This window comes from Arthrobacter sp. C152, from assembly GCF_054890965.1.
In genome coordinates, this window is sequence record NZ_JBTZSU010000006.1 from 65,423 (window position 1) to 91,027 (window position 25,605).

20 protein-coding genes are annotated in these 25,605 nt (G+C 64.5%); 1 reads left to right on the plus strand and 19 read right to left on the minus strand.

Going from position 1 to position 25,605, the window contains the following annotated elements; translation table 11 throughout:
* Position 1: 1 nt before the first annotated feature.
* The 9 genes from rplP to rpsJ are packed head-to-tail and all read right to left on the minus strand — an operon-like array spanning position 2 to position 4,720.
* Positions 2-418, minus strand: coding sequence for a 50S ribosomal protein L16 (gene rplP, locus ACYSM9_RS06090; protein WP_043454603.1), 417 nt, complete (start codon positions 416-418; stop codon positions 2-4).
* Positions 419-1,249, minus strand: a complete 831-nt coding sequence (gene rpsC, locus ACYSM9_RS06095) for a 30S ribosomal protein S3 (protein ID WP_461856098.1) — start codon at positions 1,247-1,249, stop codon at positions 419-421.
* A complete protein-coding gene (gene rplV, locus ACYSM9_RS06100) occupies positions 1,250-1,615 on the minus strand; it encodes a 50S ribosomal protein L22 (protein WP_009358304.1) in 366 nt (121 codons plus the stop codon).
* Between the two features lie 38 nt (positions 1,616-1,653).
* A complete protein-coding gene (gene rpsS, locus ACYSM9_RS06105; RefSeq protein ID WP_003803803.1) occupies positions 1,654-1,935 on the minus strand; it encodes a 30S ribosomal protein S19 in 282 nt (93 codons plus the stop codon).
* A 12-nt stretch (positions 1,936-1,947) separates the two neighbouring features.
* Positions 1,948-2,787: a 50S ribosomal protein L2 gene (gene rplB / locus ACYSM9_RS06110; RefSeq protein ID WP_461856099.1), complete on the minus strand. Its 840-nt coding sequence runs from the start codon at positions 2,785-2,787 to the stop codon at positions 1,948-1,950.
* Between the two features lie 29 nt (positions 2,788-2,816).
* Positions 2,817-3,122, minus strand: coding sequence for a 50S ribosomal protein L23 (rplW, locus tag ACYSM9_RS06115; RefSeq protein WP_011692807.1), 306 nt, complete (start codon positions 3,120-3,122; stop codon positions 2,817-2,819).
* Positions 3,119-3,739 carry a 50S ribosomal protein L4 gene (rplD, locus tag ACYSM9_RS06120; protein WP_461856100.1) on the minus strand — a complete coding sequence of 207 codons (621 nt, stop codon included), beginning with the start codon at positions 3,737-3,739 and terminating at the stop codon, positions 3,119-3,121. The genes rplW and rplD overlap by 4 nt, the downstream gene beginning before the upstream one ends.
* 4 nt (positions 3,740-3,743) lie before the next feature.
* Positions 3,744-4,394: a 50S ribosomal protein L3 gene (rplC, locus tag ACYSM9_RS06125; protein ID WP_377214667.1), complete on the minus strand. Its 651-nt coding sequence runs from the start codon at positions 4,392-4,394 to the stop codon at positions 3,744-3,746.
* 17 nt (positions 4,395-4,411) lie between these two features.
* Positions 4,412-4,720: a 30S ribosomal protein S10 gene (gene rpsJ / locus ACYSM9_RS06130; protein WP_003803825.1), complete on the minus strand. Its 309-nt coding sequence runs from the start codon at positions 4,718-4,720 to the stop codon at positions 4,412-4,414.
* Between the two features lie 406 nt (positions 4,721-5,126).
* Between rpsJ and ACYSM9_RS06135 the strand changes: the two genes are divergently transcribed.
* Entirely contained in the window at positions 5,127-6,584 is a 1,458-nt protein-coding gene (locus ACYSM9_RS06135; RefSeq protein WP_461856101.1) for a GH1 family beta-glucosidase, read from the plus strand.
* A gap of 28 nt (positions 6,585-6,612) precedes the next feature.
* Here ACYSM9_RS06135 and ACYSM9_RS06140 read toward each other — a convergent pair whose 3' ends face one another.
* From ACYSM9_RS06140 to ACYSM9_RS06185, 10 genes are all read right to left on the minus strand, one after another.
* Positions 6,613-7,863 (minus strand): Nramp family divalent metal transporter, encoded by a 1,251-nt coding sequence (locus ACYSM9_RS06140; RefSeq protein WP_461856102.1) that lies wholly within the window; start codon positions 7,861-7,863, stop codon positions 6,613-6,615.
* Between the two features lie 109 nt (positions 7,864-7,972).
* Complete coding sequence (locus ACYSM9_RS06145; RefSeq protein WP_461856103.1) at positions 7,973-8,098, minus strand: hypothetical protein; 126 nt, start codon at positions 8,096-8,098, stop codon at positions 7,973-7,975.
* Between the two features lie 29 nt (positions 8,099-8,127).
* The gene (locus tag ACYSM9_RS06150) at positions 8,128-12,003 is read right to left on the minus strand and encodes a hypothetical protein (protein ID WP_461856104.1); all 3,876 of its coding nucleotides are present in this window, start codon (positions 12,001-12,003) and stop codon (positions 8,128-8,130) included.
* Between the two features lie 453 nt (positions 12,004-12,456).
* Complete coding sequence (tuf, locus tag ACYSM9_RS06155) at positions 12,457-13,647, minus strand: elongation factor Tu (protein ID WP_461856105.1); 1,191 nt, start codon at positions 13,645-13,647, stop codon at positions 12,457-12,459.
* Positions 13,648-13,908: 261 nt separating this feature from the next.
* A complete protein-coding gene (fusA, locus tag ACYSM9_RS06160; protein ID WP_461856106.1) occupies positions 13,909-16,023 on the minus strand; it encodes an elongation factor G in 2,115 nt (704 codons plus the stop codon).
* A gap of 69 nt (positions 16,024-16,092) precedes the next feature.
* On the minus strand, positions 16,093-16,563 hold the full coding sequence (gene rpsG, locus ACYSM9_RS06165) for a 30S ribosomal protein S7 (protein ID WP_003803829.1): 471 nt from the start codon (positions 16,561-16,563) through the stop codon (positions 16,093-16,095).
* A gap of 1 nt (position 16,564) precedes the next feature.
* A complete protein-coding gene (rpsL, locus tag ACYSM9_RS06170) occupies positions 16,565-16,939 on the minus strand; it encodes a 30S ribosomal protein S12 (RefSeq protein WP_009358312.1) in 375 nt (124 codons plus the stop codon).
* A gap of 385 nt (positions 16,940-17,324) precedes the next feature.
* A complete protein-coding gene (locus ACYSM9_RS06175) occupies positions 17,325-21,224 on the minus strand; it encodes a DNA-directed RNA polymerase subunit beta' (RefSeq protein WP_461856107.1) in 3,900 nt (1,299 codons plus the stop codon).
* Between the two features lie 105 nt (positions 21,225-21,329).
* Positions 21,330-24,839 (minus strand): DNA-directed RNA polymerase subunit beta, encoded by a 3,510-nt coding sequence (gene rpoB, locus ACYSM9_RS06180; protein WP_461856108.1) that lies wholly within the window; start codon positions 24,837-24,839, stop codon positions 21,330-21,332.
* A 290-nt stretch (positions 24,840-25,129) separates the two neighbouring features.
* Positions 25,130-25,585, minus strand: coding sequence for a hypothetical protein (locus tag ACYSM9_RS06185; protein ID WP_461856109.1), 456 nt, complete (start codon positions 25,583-25,585; stop codon positions 25,130-25,132).
* Positions 25,586-25,605: the final 20 nt, after the last annotated feature.

Below are 25,605 nucleotides of genomic sequence, written 5' to 3' on the forward strand. Positions count from 1 at the left end.
TCTATTCACCACCCTCGCGACGCACAATGCGTGCCTTCAACGGCAGCTTGTGGATTGCCAGGCGCAGGGCCTCGCGAGCTACCTCTTCATTGACACCGGAGAGTTCGAAGAGAACCCGTCCCGGCTTGACGTTGGCGACCCACCATTCCGGTGAACCCTTACCGGAACCCATGCGGGTTTCGGCCGGCTTCTTGGTCAGCGGACGGTCCGGGTAGATGTTGATCCAGACCTTACCGCCACGCTTGATGTGGCGGGTCATCGCGATACGAGCGGACTCGATCTGACGGTTGGTGACGTATGCCGGGCTCAGGGCCTGGATGCCGTACTCACCGAAGGAGACCTGGGTGCCGCCCGTAGCAGCGCCGGAACGACCCGGGTGGTGCTGCTTACGGTGCTTTACTCGACGTGGGATAAGCATTTAAGCCTGTCCTCCTTCTGCAGCAGCAGGTGCTGCTTCAACTGCCGGTGCTTCGGCAGCAGGAGCTGCGTCAGCGGCCGGGCGGTCGTTGCGACGGCGGCGGTCACCACGGTCAGCGCCACCCGGGCGGCCCGGACGCTCACCACGGCCACCGCGGGACGGTGCGGAAGCAGCCTGTGCGGCCAGCTCCTTGGCGGTGACGTCACCCTTGTAGATCCAGACCTTCACACCGATGCGGCCGAAGGTGGTCTTGGCTTCGTAGAAGCCGTAGTCGATGTTCGCACGCAGGGTGTGCAGGGGCACACGGCCTTCGCGGTAGAACTCCGAGCGGGACATTTCAGCGCCACCGAGGCGGCCCGAGCAGGCGATACGGATGCCCTTGGCACCGGCACGCTGTGCGGACTGCATGGCCTTCTTCATCGCACGGCGGAACGCCACACGGGAAGTCAGCTGCTCTGCAACGCCCTGGGCCACGAGCTGGGCTTCCATCTCGGGGTTCTTGACCTCGAGGATGTTCAGCTGGACCTGCTTGCCCGTGAGCTTTTCGAGCTCGCCGCGGATGCGGTCTGCTTCAGCTCCACGGCGGCCGATGACGATGCCGGGACGGGCCGTGTGGATGTCCACGCGGACGCGGTCGCGGGTGCGCTCGATCTCGACCTTGGCGATGCCGGCGCGCTCCATGCCCGTGGACATGAGCTGGCGGATGCGGATGTCTTCGCGGACGAAGTCCTTGTACCGCTGGCCGGCCTTGGTGCTGTCAGCGAACCAGTGCGATACGTGATCGGTGGTGATGCCGAGTCGGAACCCGTGCGGGTTTACTTTCTGTCCCACTTAGCGAGCCTCCTCTTTCTCCGGGGTAGCGACTACCACGGTGATGTGGCTGGTGCGCTTCTTGATCTGAAATGCACGACCCTGGGCACGCGGCTGGAACCGCTTCATGGTCGGGCCTTCATCAACAAACGCTTCGCTGATGATGAGGTCACCTTCGTCAAACGCCACGCCGTCGCGGTCCGCGAGGACCCGGGCGTTGGAGATTGCCGACTGAACTACCTTGAATACCGGCTCCGAAGCTGCCTGCGGGGCAAACTTCAGAATTGCCAGAGCCTCATTCGCTTGCAATCCACGAACAAGGTTGACGACGCGCCGGGCCTTCATAGGCGTTACGCGGATGTGGCGCGCAATTGCCTTGGCTTCCATTGCTTTCCTTCTCTCGTCTTTGACGTAAACGCAGGCGCCTAGCGGCGCTTGCCCTTACGGTCGTCCTTGACATGGCCGCGGAATGTCCGCGTGGGAGCGAATTCGCCGAGCTTGTGCCCGACCATCGACTCAGTGACAAACACCGGGATGTGCTTGCGTCCGTCGTGTACGGCGATCGTGTGTCCGAGCATGTCGGGGATGATCATCGAACGGCGGGACCAGGTCTTGATGACGTTCTTGGTGCCCTTTTCGTTTTCCCTGGCGACCTTCACAAAGAGGTGCTGGTCAACGAAAGGACCTTTTTTCAGGCTGCGTGGCATGTGTCCAGGCTCCTATCGCTTGTTCTTGCCAGTACGACGGCGACGAACAATAAGCTTGTCGCTCTCTTTGTTGGGGCGGCGGGTGCGGCCTTCGCGCTTACCGTTGGGGTTCACGGGGTTACGACCACCGGAGGTCTTACCCTCACCACCACCGTGCGGGTGGTCAACCGGGTTCATGGCGACACCACGGACGGTCGGGCGGACGCCCTTCCACCGCATACGGCCGGCCTTGCCCCAGTTGATGTTCGACTGCTCGGCGTTGCCCACCTCGCCGACGGTTGCGCGGCAGCGCACGTCAACGTTGCGGATTTCACCGGAGGGCAGGCGCAGCTGGGCGAAGCGGCCTTCCTTGGCAACAAGCTGGATGGATGCACCGGCGGAGCGGCCCATCTTGGCGCCGCCGCCCGGACGCAGTTCCACTGCGTGGACAACGGTACCCACCGGGATGTTGAGCAGGGGCAGGTTGTTACCGGGCTTGATGTCAGCACCGGCACCTGCCTCGACAACGTCACCCTGGGAGAGCTTGTTGGGGGCAATGATGTAACGCTTGGTGCCATCAACGTAGTGCAGGAGGGCGATGCGAGCCGTGCGGTTCGGATCGTACTCGATTTCGGCAACGCGGGCGTTGACGCCGTCCTTGTCGTGGCGACGGAAGTCGATCAGACGGTACTGGCGCTTGTGCCCACCACCCTTGTGGCGGGTGGTGATCTTACCGGTGTTGTTACGGCCGCCCTTCTTGGGCAGCGGACGTACCAACGACTTTTCCGGCGTCGACCGCGTGATTTCGATAAAGTCCGCTACGCTCGAGCCGCGGCGGCCCGGGGTAGTCGGCTTGTATTTACGGATTCCCATAATTTATTTCCTCGTTAAAGTGGTCTCCGCTACGCGAGCGGACCGCCGAAGATGTCGATGGTGCCTTCTTTGAGGGTGACAATCGCACGCTTGGTGTTCTTGCGGGTACCCCATCCGAATTTGGTGCGCTTGCGCTTACCGGCACGGTTGATGGTGTTGATCGATTCGACCTTGACGGAGAAGATCTTCTCCACGGCCAGCTTGATCTCGGTCTTGTTCGAACGGGGGTCCACCAGGAAGGTGTACTTGCCCTCGTCGATCAGGCCGTAGCTCTTTTCCGACACGACGGGTGCAAGCACGACGTCGCGGGGATCCTTGATGGTGGCTGCGCTCACTTGGCATCCTCCTCGTTCTTAGCTGCCTTAGCGGCTACGAATGCGTCGTAGGCAGCCTTGGTGAAGACAACGTCATCAGAGACGAGAACGTCGTAGGTGTTCAGCTGGTCTGCGTACAGAACGTGAACGCCGGCGAGGTTGCGCACGGACAGTGCAGCCACGTCGTTGTCGCGCTCGATGACGACCAGCAGGTTCTTGCGCTCGGAAACACCCTTGAGCGTTGCCAGAGCAGTCTTGGCCGACGGCTTCTCGCCTGCCACCAGCTCGGAGACAACGTGGATGCGGCCGTTGCGTGCCCGGTCGGACAGTGCGCCGCGCAGTGCAGCAGCAATCATCTTCTTGGGGGTGCGCTGGCTGTAGTCACGCGGGGTGGGACCGTGGACGATGCCACCGCCGGTCATGTGCGGAGCGCGGATCGAACCCTGGCGGGCGCGGCCGGTGCCCTTCTGCTTGAACGGCTTGCGTCCTGCACCGGAAACTTCAGCGCGGGTCTTGGTCTTGTGGGTACCCTGGCGTGCAGCAGCGAGCTGGGCAACGACAACCTGGTGCAGCAGCGGCACGTTGGTCTGGACGTCGAAGATCTCTGCAGGCAGGTCAACCTGGACAGTGTTAGCCATTGAACTAGGCTCCCTTCACGGCGGTACGTACGAAGACGACCTGGCCGCGGGCACCGGGAACGGCACCCTTGATCAGGAGCAGCGACTTCTCGACGTCAACCGCGTGAACGGTGAGGTTCAGCGTGGTGTGACGAACGGCGCCCATGCGGCCGGCCATTCTCATGCCCTTGAAGACGCGGCTCGGGGTGGATGCGCCACCGATTGAACCGGGCTTACGGTGGTTCTTGTGGGCACCGTGGGAAGCGCCGACACCGGAGAAGCCGTGACGCTTCATAACACCGGCGAAGCCCTTACCCTTGGTGGTGCCGATGACGTCGATCTTCTGGCCGGCTTCGAACAGCTCCACGGAGAGTTCCTGGCCCAGCTCGTACTCGGCAGCATCTGCGGTACGGAGTTCGACGACGTGGCGGCGAGGCGTGACGCCTGCCTTTTCAAAGTGACCAGCCAGCGGCTTGGTGACCTTGCGGGGATCGATCTGGCCGTAGCCGATCTGAACGGCGACGTAGCCATCGGTCTCAGCGTTGCGCAGCTGGGTGATGACGTTCGAGTCTGCCTGGACCACAGTGACGGGGATGAGCTTGTTGTTCTCGTCCCAGACCTGGGTCATGCCGAGCTTCGTGCCCAGCAGGCCCTTTACGTTACGGGTTGCGGTCATAGTTTCTCAGCACCTCCCTACAGCTTGATTTCGATGTTCACGTCAGCCGGCAGGTCGAGACGCATGAGCGAGTCCACAGCCTTCGGCGTGGGATCGATGATGTCGATAAGACGCTTGTGCGTGCGCATTTCGAAGTGCTCGCGGCTGTCCTTGTACTTGTGCGGAGAGCGGATAACGCAGTACACGTTCTTCTCCGTCGGCAGCGGCACGGGGCCCACTACCGTTGCGCCTGCGCGCGTGACCGTCTCAACGATCTTCCGTGCTGAAACGTCAATGACCTCGTGGTCGTATGACTTCAGCCGGATGCGGATTTTTTGTCCCGCCATGTCGCCTGACTCTCTTTCAGTCTGTGCTTCCCCGGTTTAGGGCTGCCCTGTTCACTTTCTCGTTGTATGGCTGCCGAAGCATTTGAGGTCGTAACCACCATCCGCCGCACAAGCTGAATCCGGATGAATCCGGGTTCCTCAACCTGCCGGCGCAACCGACCCCCGCGGTCGGGCGTGTCGCGTTCAACACGCATACAAATCCGCAAATCCATTGGGGTGGGTTATGTTTGGTCTTCAACTTGGACCCTGCATCCGGCATTATCCGGATCGGGACGCGAAGAAGCGCTTGAACAACTCATCTAGTATGCCGGAAATCCCCGGCAGATGCGAATTGGCGCTGGTCGGGGCCCGCAGCGGCTCCACAGGGGCCATTGCCGCGGCCCCAAACCCGCCGGATGATAGGGGGATGACCCTGGAAAGCACCGAATCGGTGACGGAACTGGCCGGGCGCGTGCCGCCGTCGTTCACGCTGGGCGTCGCGGCAGCGGCGTTCCAGATAGAAGGGGCCGTCAAAGCCGGCGGGCGCGGGCCGTCAGGTTGGGACGCCTTCGCCGAAAAGCCGGGGGCGATTGTTGGCGGCCACTCCCCCGCCGTCGCCTGCGACCACTATAACCGGTTGCCGGAGGACGTGGCCCTGCTCAAGGAGCTCGGCGTTGACTCCTACCGGTTCTCCCTGTCGTGGCCACGGATCCAGCCTGACGGCCAGGGCAGCCTCAACAACGAGGGCCTGGATTTCTACGACCGGCTGATAGACCAGCTGCTCGAGGCGGGCATCTCCCCCATGGCCACCCTCTACCACTGGGACACTCCGCTGCCGCTGGAGCACCGGGGCGGCTGGCTGCACCGGGAAACGGCCGAGCGGTTCGGCGACTACGCGCGTGCGGCAGCCGGGCGTTTCGGCGACCGGGTGGCGCAGTGGGTGACCTTGAATGAGCCGGTCTCCGTCACCCTGAACGGCTATGCCCTGGGGGTCCACGCCCCGGGCCGGAAACTCATGTTCGACGCCCTCCCGGCGATCCACCACCAGCTTCTTGCCCACGGACTCGGTGTCCAGGCGCTGCGCGCCGCCGGGGTTACCGGGGGCGTCGGCATCACCAACCTGCACGCCCCCATCCGGCCCGCCACCCGGAAACCCGGCGACAGGCTGGTCGCCCATCTATACGACCTGCTGATGAACAGGCTCTACGCCGACCCGGTGCTGCTGGGACGCTACCCCTCCCTGCCGCTGTATGCACGCCCATGGCTGCGGTCCATGGGCAGGATCTCCGACGCCGACCTGCGCACCATTCACCAGCCGCTGGACTTCTACGGGCTGAACTACTACTTTCCGGTCAAGGTCGCGCTGGGTCCGGGCATCACCCCGATACCTGCGGATACGCACCAGGAGCTGGCCCGGCTGCCCTTCCACGAAGTGGGGTACCCCGAATACGGCAGCACCGGGTTCGGCTGGCCGGTGGCGCCGGAGTACCTTGGGACGCTGTTGGCCGAAATGCGGGACCGGTACGGCAGCGCCCTTCCCCCCGTGTACATCACCGAAGGCGGGGCGAGTTTCCCGGAGCCCGACCGGGTTTCCGGCACGCTGGAGGATGACGACAGGGTGGGCTACCTGGCCTCGCACCTTCGCGCTGCGCTGGACTCCACCGCACCCGGCGGGGCGGCCGAGGGCGTGGACCTGCGGGGCTACTACGTGTGGACCCTGATGGACAACTTCGAGTGGGCTGCCGGCTATTCCCAGCGGTTCGGCCTGGTGCACGTGAACTTTGAGACCCTGGACCGGACGCCCAAGCGGTCGTTCTACTGGTACCAGGCGCTGTCCCGCGCCAGGAATGCCCGAGCCCGCTTCAGGAGCCCGGCCGCGGAGTAGCCCTGCGTCCGCGGGTCAGGGCCGCGGGTCAGGAATGCCCGAGCACGGTAAGGAAGATCAGGACGCAGTTCAGGCCGACGATCAGCGTGGCGCTGGTCCATCCTGCAACGCGCAGGGGCCTGGAGTCCACGTGGATTCCCATGATCTTGCGGTCACCGGTCAGCCGGATGAGGGGCACCAGCGCGAACGGGATGCCGAAGCTGAGGAGGACCTGGCTGAGGACCAGCGCCAGGGTAGGTTCGACGCCGGCCCCGAGCACCAGCAGCGCCGGGATCAGGGTGACGAGACGGCGGGTCAGCAGCGGCACCCGCAGCTTCAGGAGTCCACCCATGATGGTGGCGCCGGCGTAGCATCCCACAGAGGTTGAGGCCAGCCCGGAGGCCAGCAGGCCAATGGCAAATACGACGCCGATGACGGGACCGAGTGCCGACGTGACGGCTGCGTGTGCCCCGGCGATGGTGTCGGTGCCTTCGACGCCGCGGAGGCTTGAGGCGGCCAGCAGCAGCATGGCGATATTGACGACGCCAGCGAGCAGCAGGGCTCCGGCGACATCAAAGCGGGTGGCCCGGATCAGGCGTGTCCTGACGGCGGGGTCCTCCGCAAAGCCGTGCCGGTCACGGGCCAGGGCTGAATGCAGGTAGATCGCGTGCGGCATGACGGTGGCGCCGAGCATGCTGGCGGCCAGCAGGACGGTGTCCGTTCCCTCGAACCGCGGCACGAGGCCTGCCAGGGCGCTGCCGCCGTCAGGGGGGCTGACGAACAATCCGGAGACGAACCCGACCGCGATGACCCCCAGCAGGGTCAGGATGGCCAGTTCGAACGACTTCTGGCTGCGGTGGGACTGCAGGGTTAGCAACAGCATTGATGCCACGCCAATGATGACGCCGCCGGTCAGCAATGGCAGCCCGAACAGGAGGTTGAGCGCTACGGCTCCGCCGATGACCTCGGCCATGTCCGTGGCCCCGGCCACGAGTTCGGCCTGCGCCCAGTAAGCGCGGCGGCCGCGGGAGCCCAGGCGTTTGCCGAGGATCTCCGGGAGGCTCATACCGGTGGCAAGCCCCAGCTTCGCCGACTGGTACTGCACCAGCACAGCCATGGCGTTGGCAGCAACCAGGACCCAGACGAGCAGATAGCCGAAGCTGGCTCCGGCCGTCAGGTTGGCGGCAACGTTGCCCGGGTCCACATAGGCAATGGCCGCCACAAAGGCCGGCCCGAGCAACAGGAGCCGGGACCATGCCTTGGAGGTGGCCGGGCGGGCCGGCATCGTCGAAACAGCCATGAGTGGTCCTCGTCGTCGGGGGGCGGTGATATGACGAGGATACCGTTAATTTAGGTATACCGAAAAGTCTGTTGCAGGTCCGCCGGCAAATGTGCGGGCGGCCGGTGCGCTACAGGTTCTTGTTGGCCCTGTTGATCCGCTTTGCCCGGTCAATCTCGTGGCGGAAATATCTCCTTGCCCAGAAGACACCGGCCACCACGGCAACCGCAATAATCAGGAAAATCAGCCATCCCATGATGAGCTCCTCTCAGTGCTGCAACAGTATCAGGGGAGGGTTCCGGGACGGCCCCGGCTGTCCTGCCGGCCGGAGCTGCCCGGGCTGCGGTTTAGCCGCCAGACGGCGAAGGCAATGAGGCCGACGGCGATGAGCGCCAGCAGTGCGAAGGTGTACTGCCGCAAGGCCCACAGAACGCAGGCGGTCACGCCCGCGGCACCCCAGCGGACGAAGACCCGGTCCCCGAGAGCCAGGCCCCCGGCGAGCAATACCGCCAGGCTTCCCAGGACCCACAGCTGCTGGGCTCCGCTGCCCCCGAACAGAGTACCCAGCCCCGTGAGCGTGAGCAGTCCGGCGGACCCTGCTGCCAGTACCCGGCCCACCGCCGCGTGGCCGGTCACGTAGCGGAGACAGGCAAGGACAGCACCAAGCACGACGTACCACTGGGCCACCCAGAAGCCCTCCGGAAGGTATGCACCGAACCACGCCGGCTCTCCGGCCGCTGCATCAAGCTGGAAGATTGCCGCGCGCTGGATGAACGCTGCGAGAACGACGGCGCCCGCCTCCGCCGTGGCCCGGCGCGCTCTTGGCGGCGCTTCCCGGACGGCAACCCCGACGACGAGGGAGAGGAAGGCAGCCGCCGTCCACGCCGTGGCATCCCCCGGCAGGCCGGCGAAGGCCGCCGCACCGAGGCCCACGAAGGCGGCCGCCCCCAGCGACCGGGCCCGCAAAGATCCGTCGCGCAGGTCCAGGGTTTCCAGCTTTTCCGCCAGGAGAAGCCTGGCGCTGTACATCACCGCAGCCGCAGTACCTGGGCCGGCGAGCCAGGGGAGATAGTGCCGCCAGGCACCCTGGTAGTCGCCGAACGTAGCCGAGGCAGCCATCAGGGCCCCCGCCAGGACAGCCATTACTGCCGGAACGTAGAGCACCGGCCACCGTTCAACATGGGAGGCGGTGAAGCAGACTGCCGCCAGCCCCAGGACGGCTGCCCCGGGGACCCATTGCGCGGCAAGCGGCGAGATCACCAGCGCGGCAGCCATGAAGGCGGACGCGGAAACCAGCCACATCCAGTGTTCCGCGCCGGCGTCCTCGCCGTCCCCGCCCTTGGCACCCTGCTGCTGCAGCACGCCTGCTCCCATTGCCGCCATGCCCAGCGAAAGCAACGCCGCCGCCGTACCGGTGTGCGAGAGGACAGGCGCGTCGCCGAACGGTACCAGGGGACTCAACGCGAGCACGCCGCCCAGCACCGCGAAGACGCCAAAGTAGAGCGCACCCCGTGCCGCAAAGAGACTGCGGGCGCCGACGGCCGATGCCAGCAGCAGGGCGAATTCCACATAGAGCACCCAGCGGCCGCCGTCGATACCCCCGGCGTGGCGGCCTGCCGCGTGGTGGGCGGCATACGCCAGGGGAAGCAGAGCCTGGCCGGCCAACGTGATCCAGACAGCATCCTGCTGGAACGGCACGTCGGCCAACCGCGACCGCATCGCCCACCGGACAACATGCTGGCAGGCAAGAACCAGGGCGAAGGTGACAGACACGGCCGTGGGAGAGGCCGTCACGTCATAACTGAAAACAACAGCCAAGGCTGCAGTGAGGACCCGGGCGGCTACAAAGTACCAGCCCTTGGCTGCACGCCCGGGTGACGCCACAACCATGGTGGCGGCAAACAGGGAGTAGATGCCCAGCAAGACTTCCAGCGGCAGCGCATCGTTTGCGGAGAGGCCAGTCAGGACAAGGAACGACGCCGGCGCAAAGTACGCTGCACCCGGCATGCGGCGCAGCACGTACCCGGCCGCGGCGGCGCAGGCAGCGACCAGGGCAATGATGAAAGGGTATTGCCACGTGGCGGCGTTCGCGTGGCTGCCGGACAGGTGACCACCGGACAGTCCTGCAGCGGCACAGGATGCCAGCTGTAGGAGGACGACCAATCCGGCGTCTTCCCGGACGCCGCGGGGCGTATGGCCGCGGACGACGGCGCGCAGCGGGAGGACCAGCTGGCTGGCCAGAACGGCCGTCAGCAGCACCGCAGGGTCCAGAGCCTCACCGGCAACAACGGGCCGGCCGGACGCCGCCTCCAACTGGTCATAGGCAGTCAGCACCAGGATGGTGCCGGCAGAGCGGCACAACCACCAATAGCTCCAGCGGTGCTGCAGGGCCTGCAGCCGGAGCCCCGCGACAGCCAAGTACGCCATCAACATCAGCAAGGCGAGGTTGCCCTGCCCCAGGCCCAGGAACTGGAAGGCGAAGGCAACCTGCAGTGCTGCCACGAACGGCGGCAGGACTTCCCCCACGGTGGGGCGCCATGTGCCGCCGCCGCGCGGCAGCAACAGCAGACCTGTTGCCAGCACTGCCAACAGCTGGATCAGGGTTGCCGTCCAGACAGGGCCGGCGCCTTGCGCCGCGTCCAGAGAGCGGTCCGCATGGACAGCACCAAGGCTGTAAAGGCTGGACGTGCCGAGGACAAGGTAACCTGCCAGCGTCGATTGCGGGGCGAGAGTGTGCCGTCCGGACTTTTCCAGCGCTGCGGACAGCAGCTGCTGGGCGGCCGCCGCAGTGGCCAGGCTGAACCATACGGCACTGTCCTGGGCCGGCCCGTCCGTCACTGCGGCGGCCACCGCCGGAACAACCAGGGTGGCTGCCGCCCTGGCATTGAACACCATGAGCCGCCGGCGCGGCCCATCAGCCAGGCCGCCGCGGACCAGCCAGTACACAGCCCCGGCCGCGAGCATCACGGCGACGGCTCCCTCCCCCACCTGGTAACTGAAGACCGCGGCCAGGGCCAGGGCTGCGGCGGGAGCCGCTTCAGCCGCTCCCCGCAGCCTGGCGGCGATCAGGGCCGCGGTGCCAAGCGCCAGGAAGAACACGGCGGGCAGGGGCAACCGCCCGTCCTGAAGATCGAACGGGAACACGCCGGCGAACATCACGTTCCCGGCGAACATCACGTTCACGGCGTACGAAGCGGTGGCCACCAGCTGGCCCGCGTATGTCAAGAGAGCATCGGCCCGCCACCATCTCCCTGAGCGCCGGGACGCGGCAGCCGGCTGGTCCGACCTGCGCGCAAACCAAACATCCAGGCGGCCGGCGCTGAAAGCCACGGCGCATGATTGAACGGCAAGCAAACCTGCCGCAGCCAGCAGCGCGTCGCTCCCCCGGCCAGTCACCGCCCACGCACCGGCAGCCCCCGACACGGTAAGCGCAGCCCGCGCTCCATAAAAGCAGCGGACGCGTGCCACGCCGGTCGAGCCCACGGACAACAATGCGAAATAGCCGCCACACAGTCCAAGGACGAGCGCGTACTCCGCCCTGCCCAAGGGCGTCGGGAAGAGCGTCGCCACTACGGCCACTGCTGGAACGAGGTAAGGGTGGAGAGTGGCGAGTGGCTGGACATAGACCGGCGGCAGCCACCGGGGCCGGGCCAGGGAAAACGCCGTGAGCACCACCGCCGCGGCAATGACGGCGACGAAGTACCAAACCAGCGCCGCACCGAGCACCGCCACCCCCGACCACGCCGAGGAGAGAACAAGCGTCAAAGACAGGTAGACCAGGACCCGGCTCTCCAGGCGCAGCGCCGCGACGATATAGGCGGCCGTTCCGAAGAGAGACGTCGCAAGCCAGGCGCCACGGCCGTCGTGCCAGGCAAAGGTGTACAGCGCCAGCCCCGCGACGGGTACGAGCGCAAGCCCGGTGCCGGCGAAGGCAACAGCGGCAGGCCGAAGGCGGGCCACCCGGGCATGGAGCACCAGGCCAACGCCATAGAACATTCCGGACATGCCGGTGACACCAGCGAACCGCAGCGCCGGCGGGAGCCCTGTTCCTATGAACAGCGCCGCCGCCGCGACCAGAAGCAGGCTTGCCACGTACAGAGTCAGGTTGATGTTTTGCCTGTCCCGGCGCTCCCGGCGCTCCTGCTGCTCTGCTGGAGACAAAACCCGTCCTGCCGTGGACGCTGCAGGCCGGACCGCGCCAACCCCCGGTGCACGTCCCGGGGCCGGCTGAGGCTGCATACGGTGAGCACGCGCCTCCCGAGGCTGCACAGCAGGACGCGGCTGCGCAGGAGGGCGCAGCCACGGCGGGGCCTGCATGGTTGCGGCTGGAGGTTGGGCTGCTGTGGGATACGGCTCCCCGGGAGCAGGTATCCCACCCTGGAGCCGGTCCATCCTCGCCATCGCATCCAGCCAGCCCTGGAGGTGGCCCGCCCGGTACCCCGCCTCGTACGCTTCGTCGGTCACGCCTTCGCCTCCCACGGCACAGCGGCACCAGCCGCAATAAATCCATTGACTGGAATAAAGTTAGCAAAAGAAAACCCCGCTGCACATTGCAGCGGGGTTTTCTGTGGACTGCCTGCGGCCTGGGCCTGGCAAGTCCGTGATCAGCAAATACTACTTGATGATCTTGGTAACACGTCCCGAACCAACGGTGCGGCCGCCTTCGCGGATTGCGAAGCCGAGGCCCTCTTCCATAGCGATGGGCTGGATCAGCGCAACGGTCATCTCGGTGTTGTCACCAGGCATAACCATTTCCGTGCCCTCGGGCAGGGTGATAACGCCGGTCACGTCCGTGGTACGGAAGTAGAACTGCGGGCGGTAGTTCGAGTAGAACGGGTTGTGACGTCCGCCTTCGTCCTTGGAGAGGATGTAGACGTTGGCCTCGAAGTCGGTGTGCGGGGTGATGGAACCCGGCTTGACGACAACCTGGCCACGCTCGACATCGTCGCGCTTCAGACCGCGGAGCAGGAGGCCACAGTTCTCGCCGGCCCATGCTTCGTCGAGCTGCTTGTGGAACATCTCGATACCGGTAACCGTGGTCTTCTGGACCGGGCGGATACCGACGATCTCGACCTCGGAGTTGATGGCGAGGGTACCACGTTCGGCGCGGCCCGTAACAACGGTGCCACGGCCGGTGATGGTGAAGACGTCTTCGATCGGCATCAGGAACGGCTTGTCGCGGTCACGTACGGGGTCCGGAACGGACTCGTCGACAGCAGCCATCAGGTCCTCAACGGACTTGACCCACTCGGGGTCGCCTTCCAGGGCCTTCAGGCCGGAAACGCGAACGACGGGAGCGTTGTCGCCGTCGAAGCCCTGCGAGCTCAGGAGCTCACGAACTTCCATTTCAACGAGGTCGAGGAGTTCCTCGTCCTCAACCATGTCAGCCTTGTTCAGCGCGACCAGCAGGTAGGGAACACCAACCTGGCGGGCGAGCAGAACGTGCTCGCGGGTCTGAGCCATCGGGCCGTCGGTAGCGGCAACCACGAGGATTGCGCCGTCCATCTGGGCAGCACCGGTAATCATGTTCTTGATGTAGTCAGCGTGGCCGGGGGCGTCAACGTGTGCGTAGTGACGCTTCTCGGTCTGGTACTCCACGTGGGAGATGTTGATGGTAATACCGCGCTGACGCTCTTCGGGTGCAGAGTCGATCGACGCGAAGTCACGCTTCTCGTTGAGGGTGGGGTACTTGTCGTACAGCACCTTGGAAATGGCGGCCGTCAGCGTCGTCTTACCGTGGTCAACGTGACCGATGGTGCCGATGTTGACGTGCGGCTTAGTCCGCTCGAACTTTGCCTTTGCCACAGGTTCCTCCTAGAACGTTTTCAAATAACTTGCCCTCCAGCCGCGCTTGTCGCGGTAGAACTCAGGCAAGTCTACTTGGGGGCTTTGGATTGGTGAAATTGCAGATTCAGGAACTAATACTAATCCCCTGAGCCTGTTCGTGCAGGGGCCGGAACCGGCATTGCCGGACAGGTCCGGCCGGCGCCGGCCGCCTGCACCGGCTGTGCTGTCCGCTTCCGGCCAGCACAGCCGAGGGTGTTCGCTTTGAAAGTCCGTGAAGGACTACTCGCCGCGGGACTTCTGGATGATCTCGTCGGCAACTGCCTTCGGGACCTCGGCGTAGCTGTTGAACGTCATGGAGTACACAGCGCGGCCCTGGGTCTTGGAGCGCAGGTCGCCGATGTAGCCGAACATGCCGGACAGCGGCACGTGGGCACGGACAACCTTGACGCCTGCTGCGTCTTCCATGGACTGCATCTGGCCACGGCGGGAGTTGAGGTCGCCGATAACGTCACCCATGTATTCCTCAGGGGTACGCACCTCGACGTCCATCAGCGGTTCAAGCAGGACAGGGTTCGCCTTGCGCGCGGCTTCCTTGAAAGCCATGCGGCCGGCGATCTTGAACGCCATTTCCGAGGAGTCAACGTCGTGGTAAGCGCCGTCAAGCAGCGTTGCCTTGATGCCGACAACCGGGTAGCCGGCGAGGACACCGTCGTTCAGTGCGTCCTGGATACCAGCGTCAACGGACGGGATGTACTCACGCGGAACGCGTCCACCAGTGACCTTGTTCTCGAACTCGTACAGCTCGCCTTCGGCGGTGTCGAGCGGCTCGATGGCAATCTGGACCTTTGCGAACTGGCCCGACCCACCGGTCTGCTTCTTGTGCGTGTAGTCGTGCTTCTCGACTGCCCGCTTGATGGTTTCGCGGTAAGCAACCTGCGGCTTGCCCACGTTGGCTTCGACCTTGAATTCGCGGCGCATGCGGTCCACCAGGATGTCCAGGTGGAGTTCGCCCATGCCGGCGATGATGGTCTGGCCGGTGTCTTCGTTGAGGGACACCTGGAAGGTGGGGTCCTCAGCGGACAGCTTCTGGATGGCCGTGGAGAGCTTCTCCTGGTCACCCTTGGTGTTCGGCTCGATGGCCACGGAGATCACGGGCTCGGGGAAGCTCATGGACTCCAGGACGATCTGGTTGGCCGAGTCGCACAGGGTGTCACCGGTGGTGGTGTCCTTCAGGCCGATGGCTGCGTAGATGTGGCCGGCGGTTGCTGCCTCGACGGGCATTTCCTTGTTGGCGTGCATCTGGAACAGCTTGCCGATGCGCTCACGCTTGCCCTTGGTGGAGTTGACCACCTGGGCGCCGGACTCGACGTGACCGGAGTACACGCGGATGAAGGTGAGCTGGCCGAAAAACGGGTGGGCCGCAATCTTGAACGCCAGGGCCGAGAACGGCTCGTCGGCGGAAGGCTTGCGGGTCAGTTCCTTCTCTTCGTCCTTCGGGTCGTGACCGATCATCGGAGGAACGTCGAGCGGGTTCGGCAGGTAGTCCACCACAGCGTCGAGCATCGGCTGGACACCGCGGTTCTTGAAGGCGGAGCCACAGAACACGGGGTACAGCTCGGAGTTGATGGTCATCTTGCGGATGCCGGCCTTGAGCTCGTCGATGCTGAGCTCTTCGCCTTCGAGGTACTTCTCCATGAGTTCCTCGGAGGACTCGGCAACGGTCTCAACGAGCGCTGCACGGTACTCTTCGGCCTTGGCCTGGAGGTCCGCGGGGATTTCCTGGATCTCGTACTTGGCACCCATGGTCACGTCGCCCTTGGCGTCGCCCGGCCAAACCAGGGCACGCATGTAGAGCAGGTCCACGACGCCGATGAAGTCGTTCTCGGCACCGATCGGCAGCTGCATGACCAGCGGCTTGGCACCGAGGCGGCTGATGATGGTGTCTACAGTGAAGTAGAAGTCAGCACCGAGCTTGTCCATCTTGTTGACGAAGCAGATACGCGGAACGTTGTACTTGTCAGCCTGCCGCCACACGGTCTCGGACTGCGGCTCAACGCCTTCCTTGCCGTCGAAGACAGCGACTGCACCGTCGAGGACGCGCAGGGAGCGCTCAACCTCAACCGTGAAGTCCACGTGGCCGGGGGTGTCGATGATGTTGATCTGGTTGTTCTCCCAGAAGCAGGTCACGGCGGCAGACGTGATGGTGATGCCGCGTTCCTTTTCCTGTTCCATCCAGTCAGTGGTCGAAGCGCCGTCGTGCGTTTCGCCGATCTTGTGGTTCACACCCGTGTAGAACAGGATGCGCTCGGTGGTGGTGGTCTTGCCGGCATCGATGTGGGCCATGATGCCGATGTTGCGGACCTTGCTAAGGTCGGTAAGCACGTCCTGTGCCACGGGGTCTCCTTTTGGGATGGACTACACGTTCGCCGCCGGCTCGGTTGAGCCGGCGGCGTCCGGGGAGTATTACCAGCGGTAGTGTGCGAAGGCCTTGTTGGACTCGGCCATCTTGTGGGTGTCTTCGCGACGCTTCACAGCGGCACCGAGACCGTTGGACGCATCCAGGATTTCGTTCTGGAGACGTTCGGTCATCGTCTTTTCACGGCGGGCCTTGGAGTAGCCAACCAGCCACCGCAGGGCGAGTGCGGTGGAGCGGCCCGGCTTAACCTCAACCGGAACCTGGTAGGTGGCGCCACCGACGCGGCGGGAACGGACCTCGAGGGAAGGCTTGACGTTGTCCATGGCCTTCTTCAGGGCTGCAACGGGGTCGCCGCCGGACTTGGCGCGTGCGCCTTCGAGGGCACCGTAGACAATGCGCTCTGCCGTGGACTTCTTGCCGTCAACGAGCACCTTGTTGATGAGCTGGGTGACCAGCGGGGAACCGTATACCGGATCCGAAACGAGCGGCCGCTTGGGGGCCGGACCCTTGCGAGGCATATTACTTCTTCTCCATCTTTGCGCCGTAGCGGCTGCGGGCCTGCTTACGGTTCTTCACACCCTGGGTATCGAGGGCGCCACGGACGATCTTGTAGCGGACACCCGGGAGGTCCTTCACACGACCACCGCGAACGAGCACAATGGAGTGCTCCTGCAGGTTGTGGCCAACACCGGGGATGTAGGCGGTAACTTCCACGCCGCCGTTGAGGCGCACACGGGCCACCTTACGCAGAGCCGAGTTCGGCTTCTTCGGGGTGGTGGTGTAGACGCGGGTGCAGACACCGCGGCGCATCGGGCTTCCCTTAAGCGCGGGAGCCTTGGTCTTTGAGACCTTAGGCGTGCGGCCCTTGCGGACCAGCTGGTTAATCGTAGGCACTCTCGTGTTCTCCGTTTTATCCGGAGCAGCCGCTGCCGGCCGCTCTCTTGTTGGTTGCCTCGCCGCCCGGTGCCATGAAGACGATCTCCAGGCGGCGAAGGCGAAGCCTTAATAGTCGGATCACATGCGCTTGGGACCGGTTCAGGACCAATGTTCCCTAGGCATGCAAAAATGTGGCATACGTTGCACAAGAACCCTGCAAACCGGAAACGTCGCTCATGCCAAGCTTTTCAGCTAAGGCTCGCGCTCTCATCCACTGCCACAATAACAATTGGTAACAAGTCTAGCATGGACGGGCTCCATGCCTTAATCGGCGGGTTAAACGGGGATGGCCCCGCACCGTGCGGTGCGGGACCATCCCTTCGGCCAGGCCGGCTTCGGCTGGTCAGCGGAAGTCGTTGCCCAGGTCGTAGTCATCCAGCGGGATGGCGTGGAACTCAGGAGCCCCGTCGCCGCCCAGGGTGTCGTACGAGAAGTCACTGAAAGCGCTGGGGCCGGTGAACAGGTTGGCCTTCGCTTCTTCAGTGGGCTCGACGGTGACCTCGGTGTAGCGCGGGAGGCCCGTGCCGGCCGGGATCAGCTTACCGATGATGACATTTTCCTTCAGGCCCAGCAGAGGATCGCTCTTGCCCTCCATGGCCGCCTGCGTCAGGACGCGGGTGGTCTCCTGGAAGGATGCCGCGGACAGCCAGGACTCGGTGGCCAGCGACGCCTTGGTGATGCCCATGAGCTCGGGACGTCCGGAAGCCGGAGTCTTGCCCTCGGACACAACGCGGCGGTTGGCCTCCTCGAAGCGGCTGCGCTCGGCGAGTTCGCCGGGCAGCAGGTCCGATTCGCCGGACTCAATGACCGTGACACGGCGCAGCATCTGGCGGACGATGACCTCGACGTGCTTGTCGTGGATACCGATGCCCTGGCTGCGGTACACGCCCTGGACCTCGTCCACCAGGAACTTCTGTGCCGCACGCGGACCCATGATGCGCAGGACCTGCTTGGGATCGACGGGGCCGTTGATCAGCTTCTGGCCGACGGTGACGTGGTCGCCATCCTCGATCAGCAGGCGTGAACGGCGCAGGACCGGGTACGCGATCTCTTCCGACCCGTCATCCGGGGTGATGACCAGGCGCATCTGGCGCTCGGACTCTTCGATGGTGATGCGGCCGGCTGCTTCAGCAATCGGGGCAACACCCTTCGGAGTACGTGCTTCGAAGAGCTCCTGGATACGGGGCAGACCCTGGGTGATGTCGTCGCCGCCGCCGGCGGAGACAGCACCACCGGTGTGGAACGTACGCATGGTCAGCTGGGTACCGGGTTCACCGATGGACTGTGCGGCGATGATGCCGACGGCCTCGCCGATGTCAACGGTCTTGCCGGTGGCCAGCGAGCGGCCGTAGCACAGGGCGCAGGTGCCGACGCTGGACTCACAGGTGAGTACGGAGCGGACCTTGACCTCGGTGATGCCTGCCTTGAAGAGCTCGTCGATGACCACGTCGCCGCAGTCGGTACCGGCAGCTGCGAGGACGTTGCCCTCGGAGTCCACGACGTCGACAGCCAGCGTACGTGCGTAGGCGCTGTTCTCGACGTTCTCGTCCAGGACCAGCTCGCCGTTGGAGTCGGCGACGGCGATCGGCGTGACCAGGCCACGCTCGGTGCCGCAGTCCTCTTCACGGACGATGACGTCCTGCGAGACGTCCACCAGACGACGGGTCAGGTAACCCGAGTTGGCGGTACGCAGGGCGGTGTCGGCCAGGCCCTTACGGGCACCGTGCGTGGCGATGAAGTATTCCAGCACCGACAGGCCCTCGCGGTAGGAGGACTTGATGGGGCGCGGGATGATCTCACCCTTCGGGTTGGCCACCAGGCCACGGATACCCGCGATCTGGCGGACCTGCATCCAGTTACCACGTGCACCGGAGGACACCATGCGGTTGATGGTGTTCATCGGGGACAGGCTTTCACGCATCACGGAGGCGATGTCGTTGGTGGCCTTGTTCCAGATCTCGATCAGTTCCTGGCGGCGCTCGTCGTCGTCGATCAGGCCCTTGTCGTACTGGCCCTGGATCTTGGCGGCGCGCTCTTCGTACCCGGCAAGGATTTCCGGCTTGGCGGCCGGGACCTCGATGTCGGAAATGGCGACCGTGACGCCCGAACGGGTGGCCCAGTAGAAACCGGCATCCTTCAGGTTGTCCAGCGTGGCCGCCGTGACGACCTTCGGGTAACGCTCGGCGAGGTCGTTGACGATGCGGGACAGTTCGCCCTTGTCGGCAACAGCCTCAACCCAGGGGTAGTCCTCGGGCAGGGTCTCGTTGAAGAGGACCTGGCCCAGGGAGGTCTGGACGAGGGCCGGCTGACCCTGCTCCCAGCCTTCCGGAGCTTCCCAGCCGGCGTAGGGCACGAAGCCTTCGAGGCGGATCTTGACCTGCGAGTTCAGGTGCAGCTCGCGGGCGTCGAACGCCATGATGGCCTCGGACACCGAACCGAAGATGCGGCCTTCACCGGCAGAACCCTTGCGCTTGGTGGTCAAGTGGTACAGGCCGATGATCATATCCTGCGAAGGCAGGGTGACCGGACGTCCGTCGGAGGGCTTGAGGATGTTGTTCGAGGACAGCATCAGGATGCGGGCCTCGGCCTGCGCCTCGGGGCTCAGCGGCAGGTGCACTGCCATCTGGTCGCCGTCGAAGTCGGCGTTGAAGGCGCCACAAACCAGCGGGTGAAGCTGGATGGCCTTGCCTTCAACAAGCTGCGGCTCGAACGCCTGGATGCCCAGGCGGTGCAGGGTAGGTGCACGGTTGAGCAGCACCGGGTGTTCGGTGATGATCTCTTCGAGCACGTCCCACACCTGCGGGCGGTAACGCTCCACCATCCGCTTGGCCGACTTGATGTTCTGGGCGTGGTTGAGGTCAACCAGGCGCTTCATCACGAACGGCTTGAAGAGCTCCAGCGCCATCTGCTTGGGCAGGCCGCACTGGTGCAGCTTCAGCTGCGGGCCGACGACGATGACCGAACGGCCGGAGTAGTCGACGCGCTTGCCGAGCAGGTTCTGGCGGAAACGGCCCTGCTTGCCCTTGAGCATGTCGCTCAGCGACTTCAGTGGACGGTTGCCCGGTCCGGTGACCGGACGGCCGCGGCGGCCGTTGTCGAAGAGGCTGTCAACAGCTTCCTGAAGCATGCGCTTCTCGTTGTTGACGATGATCTCCGGAGCACCCAGGTCAAGCAGGCGCTTGAGGCGGTTGTTGCGGTTGATCACGCGGCGGTACAGGTCGTTCAGGTCGGAGGTCGCGAAGCGGCCACCGTCCAGCTGGACCATGGGGCGCAGTTCCGGCGGGATCACCGGGACGGCGTCCAGGACCATGCCCAGCGGGCTGTTGTTGGTGGTCAGGAATGCGTTGACCACCTTCAGGCGCTTGAGGGCGCGGGTCTTGCGCTGGCCCTTGCCGTTGGCGATGACGTCGCGCAGGGCTTCGGACTCGGCCTGCATGTCGAAGTTCTCAAGGCGCTTCTTGATGGCTTCGGCACCCATGGAGCCTTCGAAGTACATGCCGTAGCGGTCGCGCAGTTCGCGGTACAGGCCTTCGTCACCTTCGAGGTCGGCGACCTTCAGGTTCTTGAAGCGGTCCCAGACCTGCTCGAGGCGCTCGATGTCGGCGTCGGCACGCTTGCGCACGTTTGCCATCTGGCGGTCGGCGGAGTCGCGGGCCTTCTTCTTGTCGGCAGCCTTGGCGCCTTCGCCCTCCAGGCGGGCGATTTCGCCTTCGAGGTCGCGGGCGATCGCGGCGATGTCGGCGTCGCGGTTGTCAATCAGCTGCTTCTTCTCGATATCGTGCTCAACCTGCAGGTTGGGCAGTTCCTCGTGGCGGGCAGCCTCGTCGACACTGGTGATCATGTAGGCAGCGAAGTAGATGACCTTTTCGAGGTCCTTCGGTGCCAGGTCAAGGAGGTAGCCCAGGCGGGAGGGGACACCCTTGAAGTACCAGATGTGCGTGACGGGAGCGGCCAGCTCGATGTGGCCCATGCGCTCACGGCGGACCTTGGCGCGGGTGACTTCAACGCCACAGCGCTCACAGATGATGCCCTTGAAGCGCACGCGCTTGTACTTGCCGCAGTAGCATTCCCAGTCGCGGGACGGGCCGAAGATCTTCTCGCAGAAGAGTCCGTCCTTCTCGGGCTTGAGCGTGCGGTAGTTGATGGTTTCCGGCTTCTTAACCTCGCCGTACGACCAGCCGCGGATGTCTTCCGCGGTGGCGAGGCCGATCTGCATGAGGCCGAAGGAGGATTCGCTGGACATATGGTCCCTGTTCTCTCTTGTTCTCTAAATTCTGAAGTCTTAGGTGCGGGATGAGGGAGGTGGCGTTCGACGGCGGGTGCGCACCCGCCGTCGAACGCTTACCTTCTAGACCTCTTCTACGGAGCTGGGCTCTGCACGAGACAGATCGATGCCCAGTTCCTCCGCAGCCGTGAAGACTGCGTCATCAGAGTCACGCATTTCAATCGTGGTTCCGTCCGTGGAAAGAACTTCCACGTTCAGGCACAGCGACTGCATTTCCTTGATCAAGACCTTGAAGGATTCGGGAACGCCCGGCTCGGGGATGTTCTCGCCCTTGACGATGGCTTCGTAGACCTTCACACGACCGTGGATGTCGTCAGACTTGATCGTGAGGAGTTCCTGGAGCGTGTAAGCGGCGCCGTAAGCTTCGAGCGCCCACACTTCCATTTCACCGAAGCGCTGGCCACCGAACTGCGCCTTACCACCCAGCGGCTGCTGCGTGATCATGGAGTACGGACCGGTGGAGCGTGCGTGGATCTTGTCGTCCACCAGGTGGTGGAGCTTCAGGATGTACATGTAGCCGACCGAGATCGGATCCGGGAACGGCTCGCCGGAGCGGCCGTCAAACAGGCGGGTCTTGCCGGAGGAGTTGATCAGGCGGTCACCGTCGCGGGTCACGTTCGTGGAATCCAGCAGGCCCGTGATTTCCTCTTCGCGGGCACCGTCGAACACCGGCGTTGCAACAGTGGTGGGACCACTCTCGCGCGGCAGGTTCGGCAGCTGCTTGACCCACTCGGGCTCGCCTTCGATCTTCCAACCGGTCTTGGCAACCCAGCCGAGGTGCGTTTCGAGCACCTGGCCCACGTTCATACGGCCCGGAACACCCAGCGGGTTCAGGACGATGTCAACGGGGGTGCCGTCGGCCAGGAACGGCATGTCCTCGACGGGGAGGATCTTGGAGATGACACCCTTGTTGCCGTGGCGGCCGGCGAGCTTGTCGCCGTCGGTGATCTTGCGCTTGGCGGCCACGTAGACGCGGACAAGCTGGTTCACGCCCGGGGGCAGCTCGTCGTCGTTGTCGCGGTCGAAGACGCGCACGCCGATGACGGTGCCGGACTCGCCGTGGGGCACCTTCAGGGAGGTGTCGCGCACTTCGCGGGACTTCTCACCGAAGATGGCGCGCAGCAGGCGCTCTTCCGGGGTCAGCTCGGTTTCACCCTTCGGGGTGACCTTTCCAACCAGGATGTCCCCTGCCTCAACCTCGGCACCGATGTGGATGATGCCGCGCTCGTCCAGGCCTGCGAGGACTTCCTCGGACACGTTGGGGATGTCACGGGTGATTTCCTCGGCACCGAGCTTGGTGTCGCGGGCATCGATCTCGTGCTCCTCGATGTGGATGGAGGAAAGGACGTCCTCGGCAACGATGCGCTGCGAGAGGATGATGGCGTCCTCGAAGTTGTGGCCTTCCCATGACATGAATGCCACGAGCAGGTTCTTACCGAGTGCCAGTTCACCCTGGTCCGTTGCCGGGCCGTCGGCGATGATGCCGCCGACTTCCAGGCGCTGGCCTTCGTTTACCAGGACGCGGTGGTTGTAGCAGTTGCCCTGGTTGGAGCGGGCGAACTTGTTGATGCGGTAGTTGGTTTCCGTGCCGTCGTCGTTGAGCATGATGACGAGCTCGGCGGAGACCTCGGTAACCACACCGGCCTTCTTGGCGATGACAACGTCACCGGCGTCGACGGCTGCGGCGCGTTCCATGCCGGTGCCCACGAACGGGGCCTCGGAACGGACCAGCGGCACGGCCTGGCGCTGCATGTTGGCACCCATGAGTGCGCGGTTGGCGTCGTCGTGCTCGAGGAACGGGATCAGGGCGGTCGCCACGGACACCATCTGGCGCGGGGAAACGTCCATGAACTCAACGTCCGCGGCCGGCACGAGCACGGGCTCGCCTCCACCACCGCGGGCACGGACCAGCACGGTGTCTTCGGAGAACCGGTTGTTCTCGTCCAGCGGTGCGTTGGCCTGGGCGATCAGGACCTCAGCCTCGTCGTCGGCCGTCAGGTACTGGACGTCGTCGGACACGACGCCGTCCTTGACCTTGCGGTACGGGGTCTCGATGAAGCCGAACGGGTTGATGCGTCCGTAGGATGCCAGCGAACCGATCAGGCCGATGTTCGGGCCTTCAGGGGTTTCGATGGGGCACATGCGTCCGTAGTGGGACGGGTGCACGTCACGGACTTCCATGCCGGCGCGGTCACGGGACAGACCACCGGGGCCAAGCGCGGACAGGCGGCGCTTGTGGGTCAGGCCCGAAAGCGGGTTGTTCTGGTCCATGAACTGCGACAGCTGGGAGGTTCCGAAGAACTCCTTGATGGCTGCAACCACGGGGCGGATGTTGATCAGGGTCTGCGGCGTGATGGCCTCGACGTCCTGGGTGGTCATCCGCTCGCGGACAACGCGCTCCATGCGTGACAGGCCGGTGCGGACCTGGTTCTCGATGAGCTCGCCGACGGCGCGGATGCGGCGGTTGCCGAAGTGGTCGATGTCGTCGATTTCGACGCGCAGGTCCACTTCCTGGCCGTCGCGGGTGCCCTTGATGGTCTTCTCGCCGGCGTGCAGCGCGACGAGGAACTTGATCATGGCAACGATGTCTTCAACGTGCAGGACCGAGGCTTCCTTGTCGCCAAGGGAGCGGTCGATGCCCAGCTTGCGGTTGATCTTGTAGCGGCCAACCTTGGCCAGATCGTAGCGCTTGGAGTTGAAGTACAGGTTGTCCAGCAGGGACTGGGCAGCCTCGACGGTGGGCGGCTCGCCCGGACGCAGCTTGCGGTAGATGTCCAGCAGGGCGTCTTCGCGGGTTTCGGTGGCGTCCTTCTCCAGGGTTGCCCGCATGGAGTCGTACTGGCCGAACTCTTCGAGGATCTGACCTTCGGTCCAGCCGAGGGCCTTCAGCAGGACGGTGACGGACTGCTTGCGCTTGCGGTCAAGGCGCACGCCCACCTGGTCGCGCTTGTCGATCTCGAGCTCGAACCAGGCGCCGCGGGACGGGATGATCTTGGCGGTGAAGATGTCCTTGTCGCTGGTTTTGTCAGCGGCGCGCTCAAAGTAGGCGCCCGGTGAACGGACCAGCTGGGAGACGACGACACGCTCGGTGCCGTTGACCACGAAGGTGCCCTTCTCGGTCATCAGCGGGAAGTCGCCCATGAACACGGTCTGCTGCTTGATTTCGCCCGTGTTGTTGTTCATGAACTCGGCCTTGACGTACAGCGGGGCGGAGTACGTCGCGTCCCGGTCCTTGCACTCGGCCATGGTGTACTTGGGGTCGGCGAACTCCGGATCGGAGAAGCTCAGGGACATGGTGCCCTGGAAGTCCTCGATCGGGGAGATCTCTTCGAAGATGTCCGACAGGCCGGACGTGGTGGCGACGCTGAGATCGTTTTCTTCGACGGCCTTTGCTACGCGTGCCTGCCAGCGCTCGTTGCCGACCAGCCAGTCAAAGCTGTCCGTCTGCAGGGCAAGCAGATTCGGAACGTCAAGAGGTTCGTGAATCTTTGCGAATGAAAGCCGGCGAGTGGCACCATCAGTGCTGTCGGCGGTGTTAGCGGTTTCGTTATTAGAGGTGCTCGAGGCGACCAAGAGGGATCCTTCCACAGACCTTCAGGCGTTTTCAGATCTCCCCCGCTGTGCACCCTGCGGACTGACATCCGCAGCGCTACCATCCGGTTCCGCTATATGACCCGGGGCCCTTACCGACTATGCTGTGACGTTGTCACGGCACGTTGAATGTCAGCTGCCAGGCGAAGCCCACCGCTATATGAAGGCTGAAGGTAAACAGGGAAGACGCAAATATCTACGATACGGCAAAACAACCTTCGTGTCTACCCCACATCCGCCCGGAATGCAAGCACCTATTTTCCGGGGCCCTGCTACAGGCGCAGGGTGACGCCTTCGGCCGTGCATGCGGAGGAGTTCGCGAAGACGGCGTCCCGGACAGCATCCTGTGACTCCTGTGCGGGCTTGCCGCCCGACTCGGCAGCAGAGGACTGGTCGATGGCCAGCAGGCTCAACGAGGCGAACAGCCCCTCCAGGTCGCCGGAGACGGTGTCCTTGGCGTCCTGGGCCTTCAGGTACACGTCCTCGTAGCCCTTGGCGTCGTTGGGCGCCACGGCGGCGTAGTCGGCCACCAGCTTGTTGAACAGCTCGCAGGCTTCCTTGGTACCGGCCGCCTGCGCACCGGAGCTGGGCGTAGCACGGCCGCTGGCTTCAGCAGCCGCGGAAGGGGCCGCCGGCTGGCTGGGGTCCGCCGGAGCCGGGGTGGACACCGAACAACCCGTCAGTGCTGCGATCGCGGCAACGGCCGCCGTGGCCAGGCTCTTCTTCATCGTTGTGCTCCGTCCGTCAA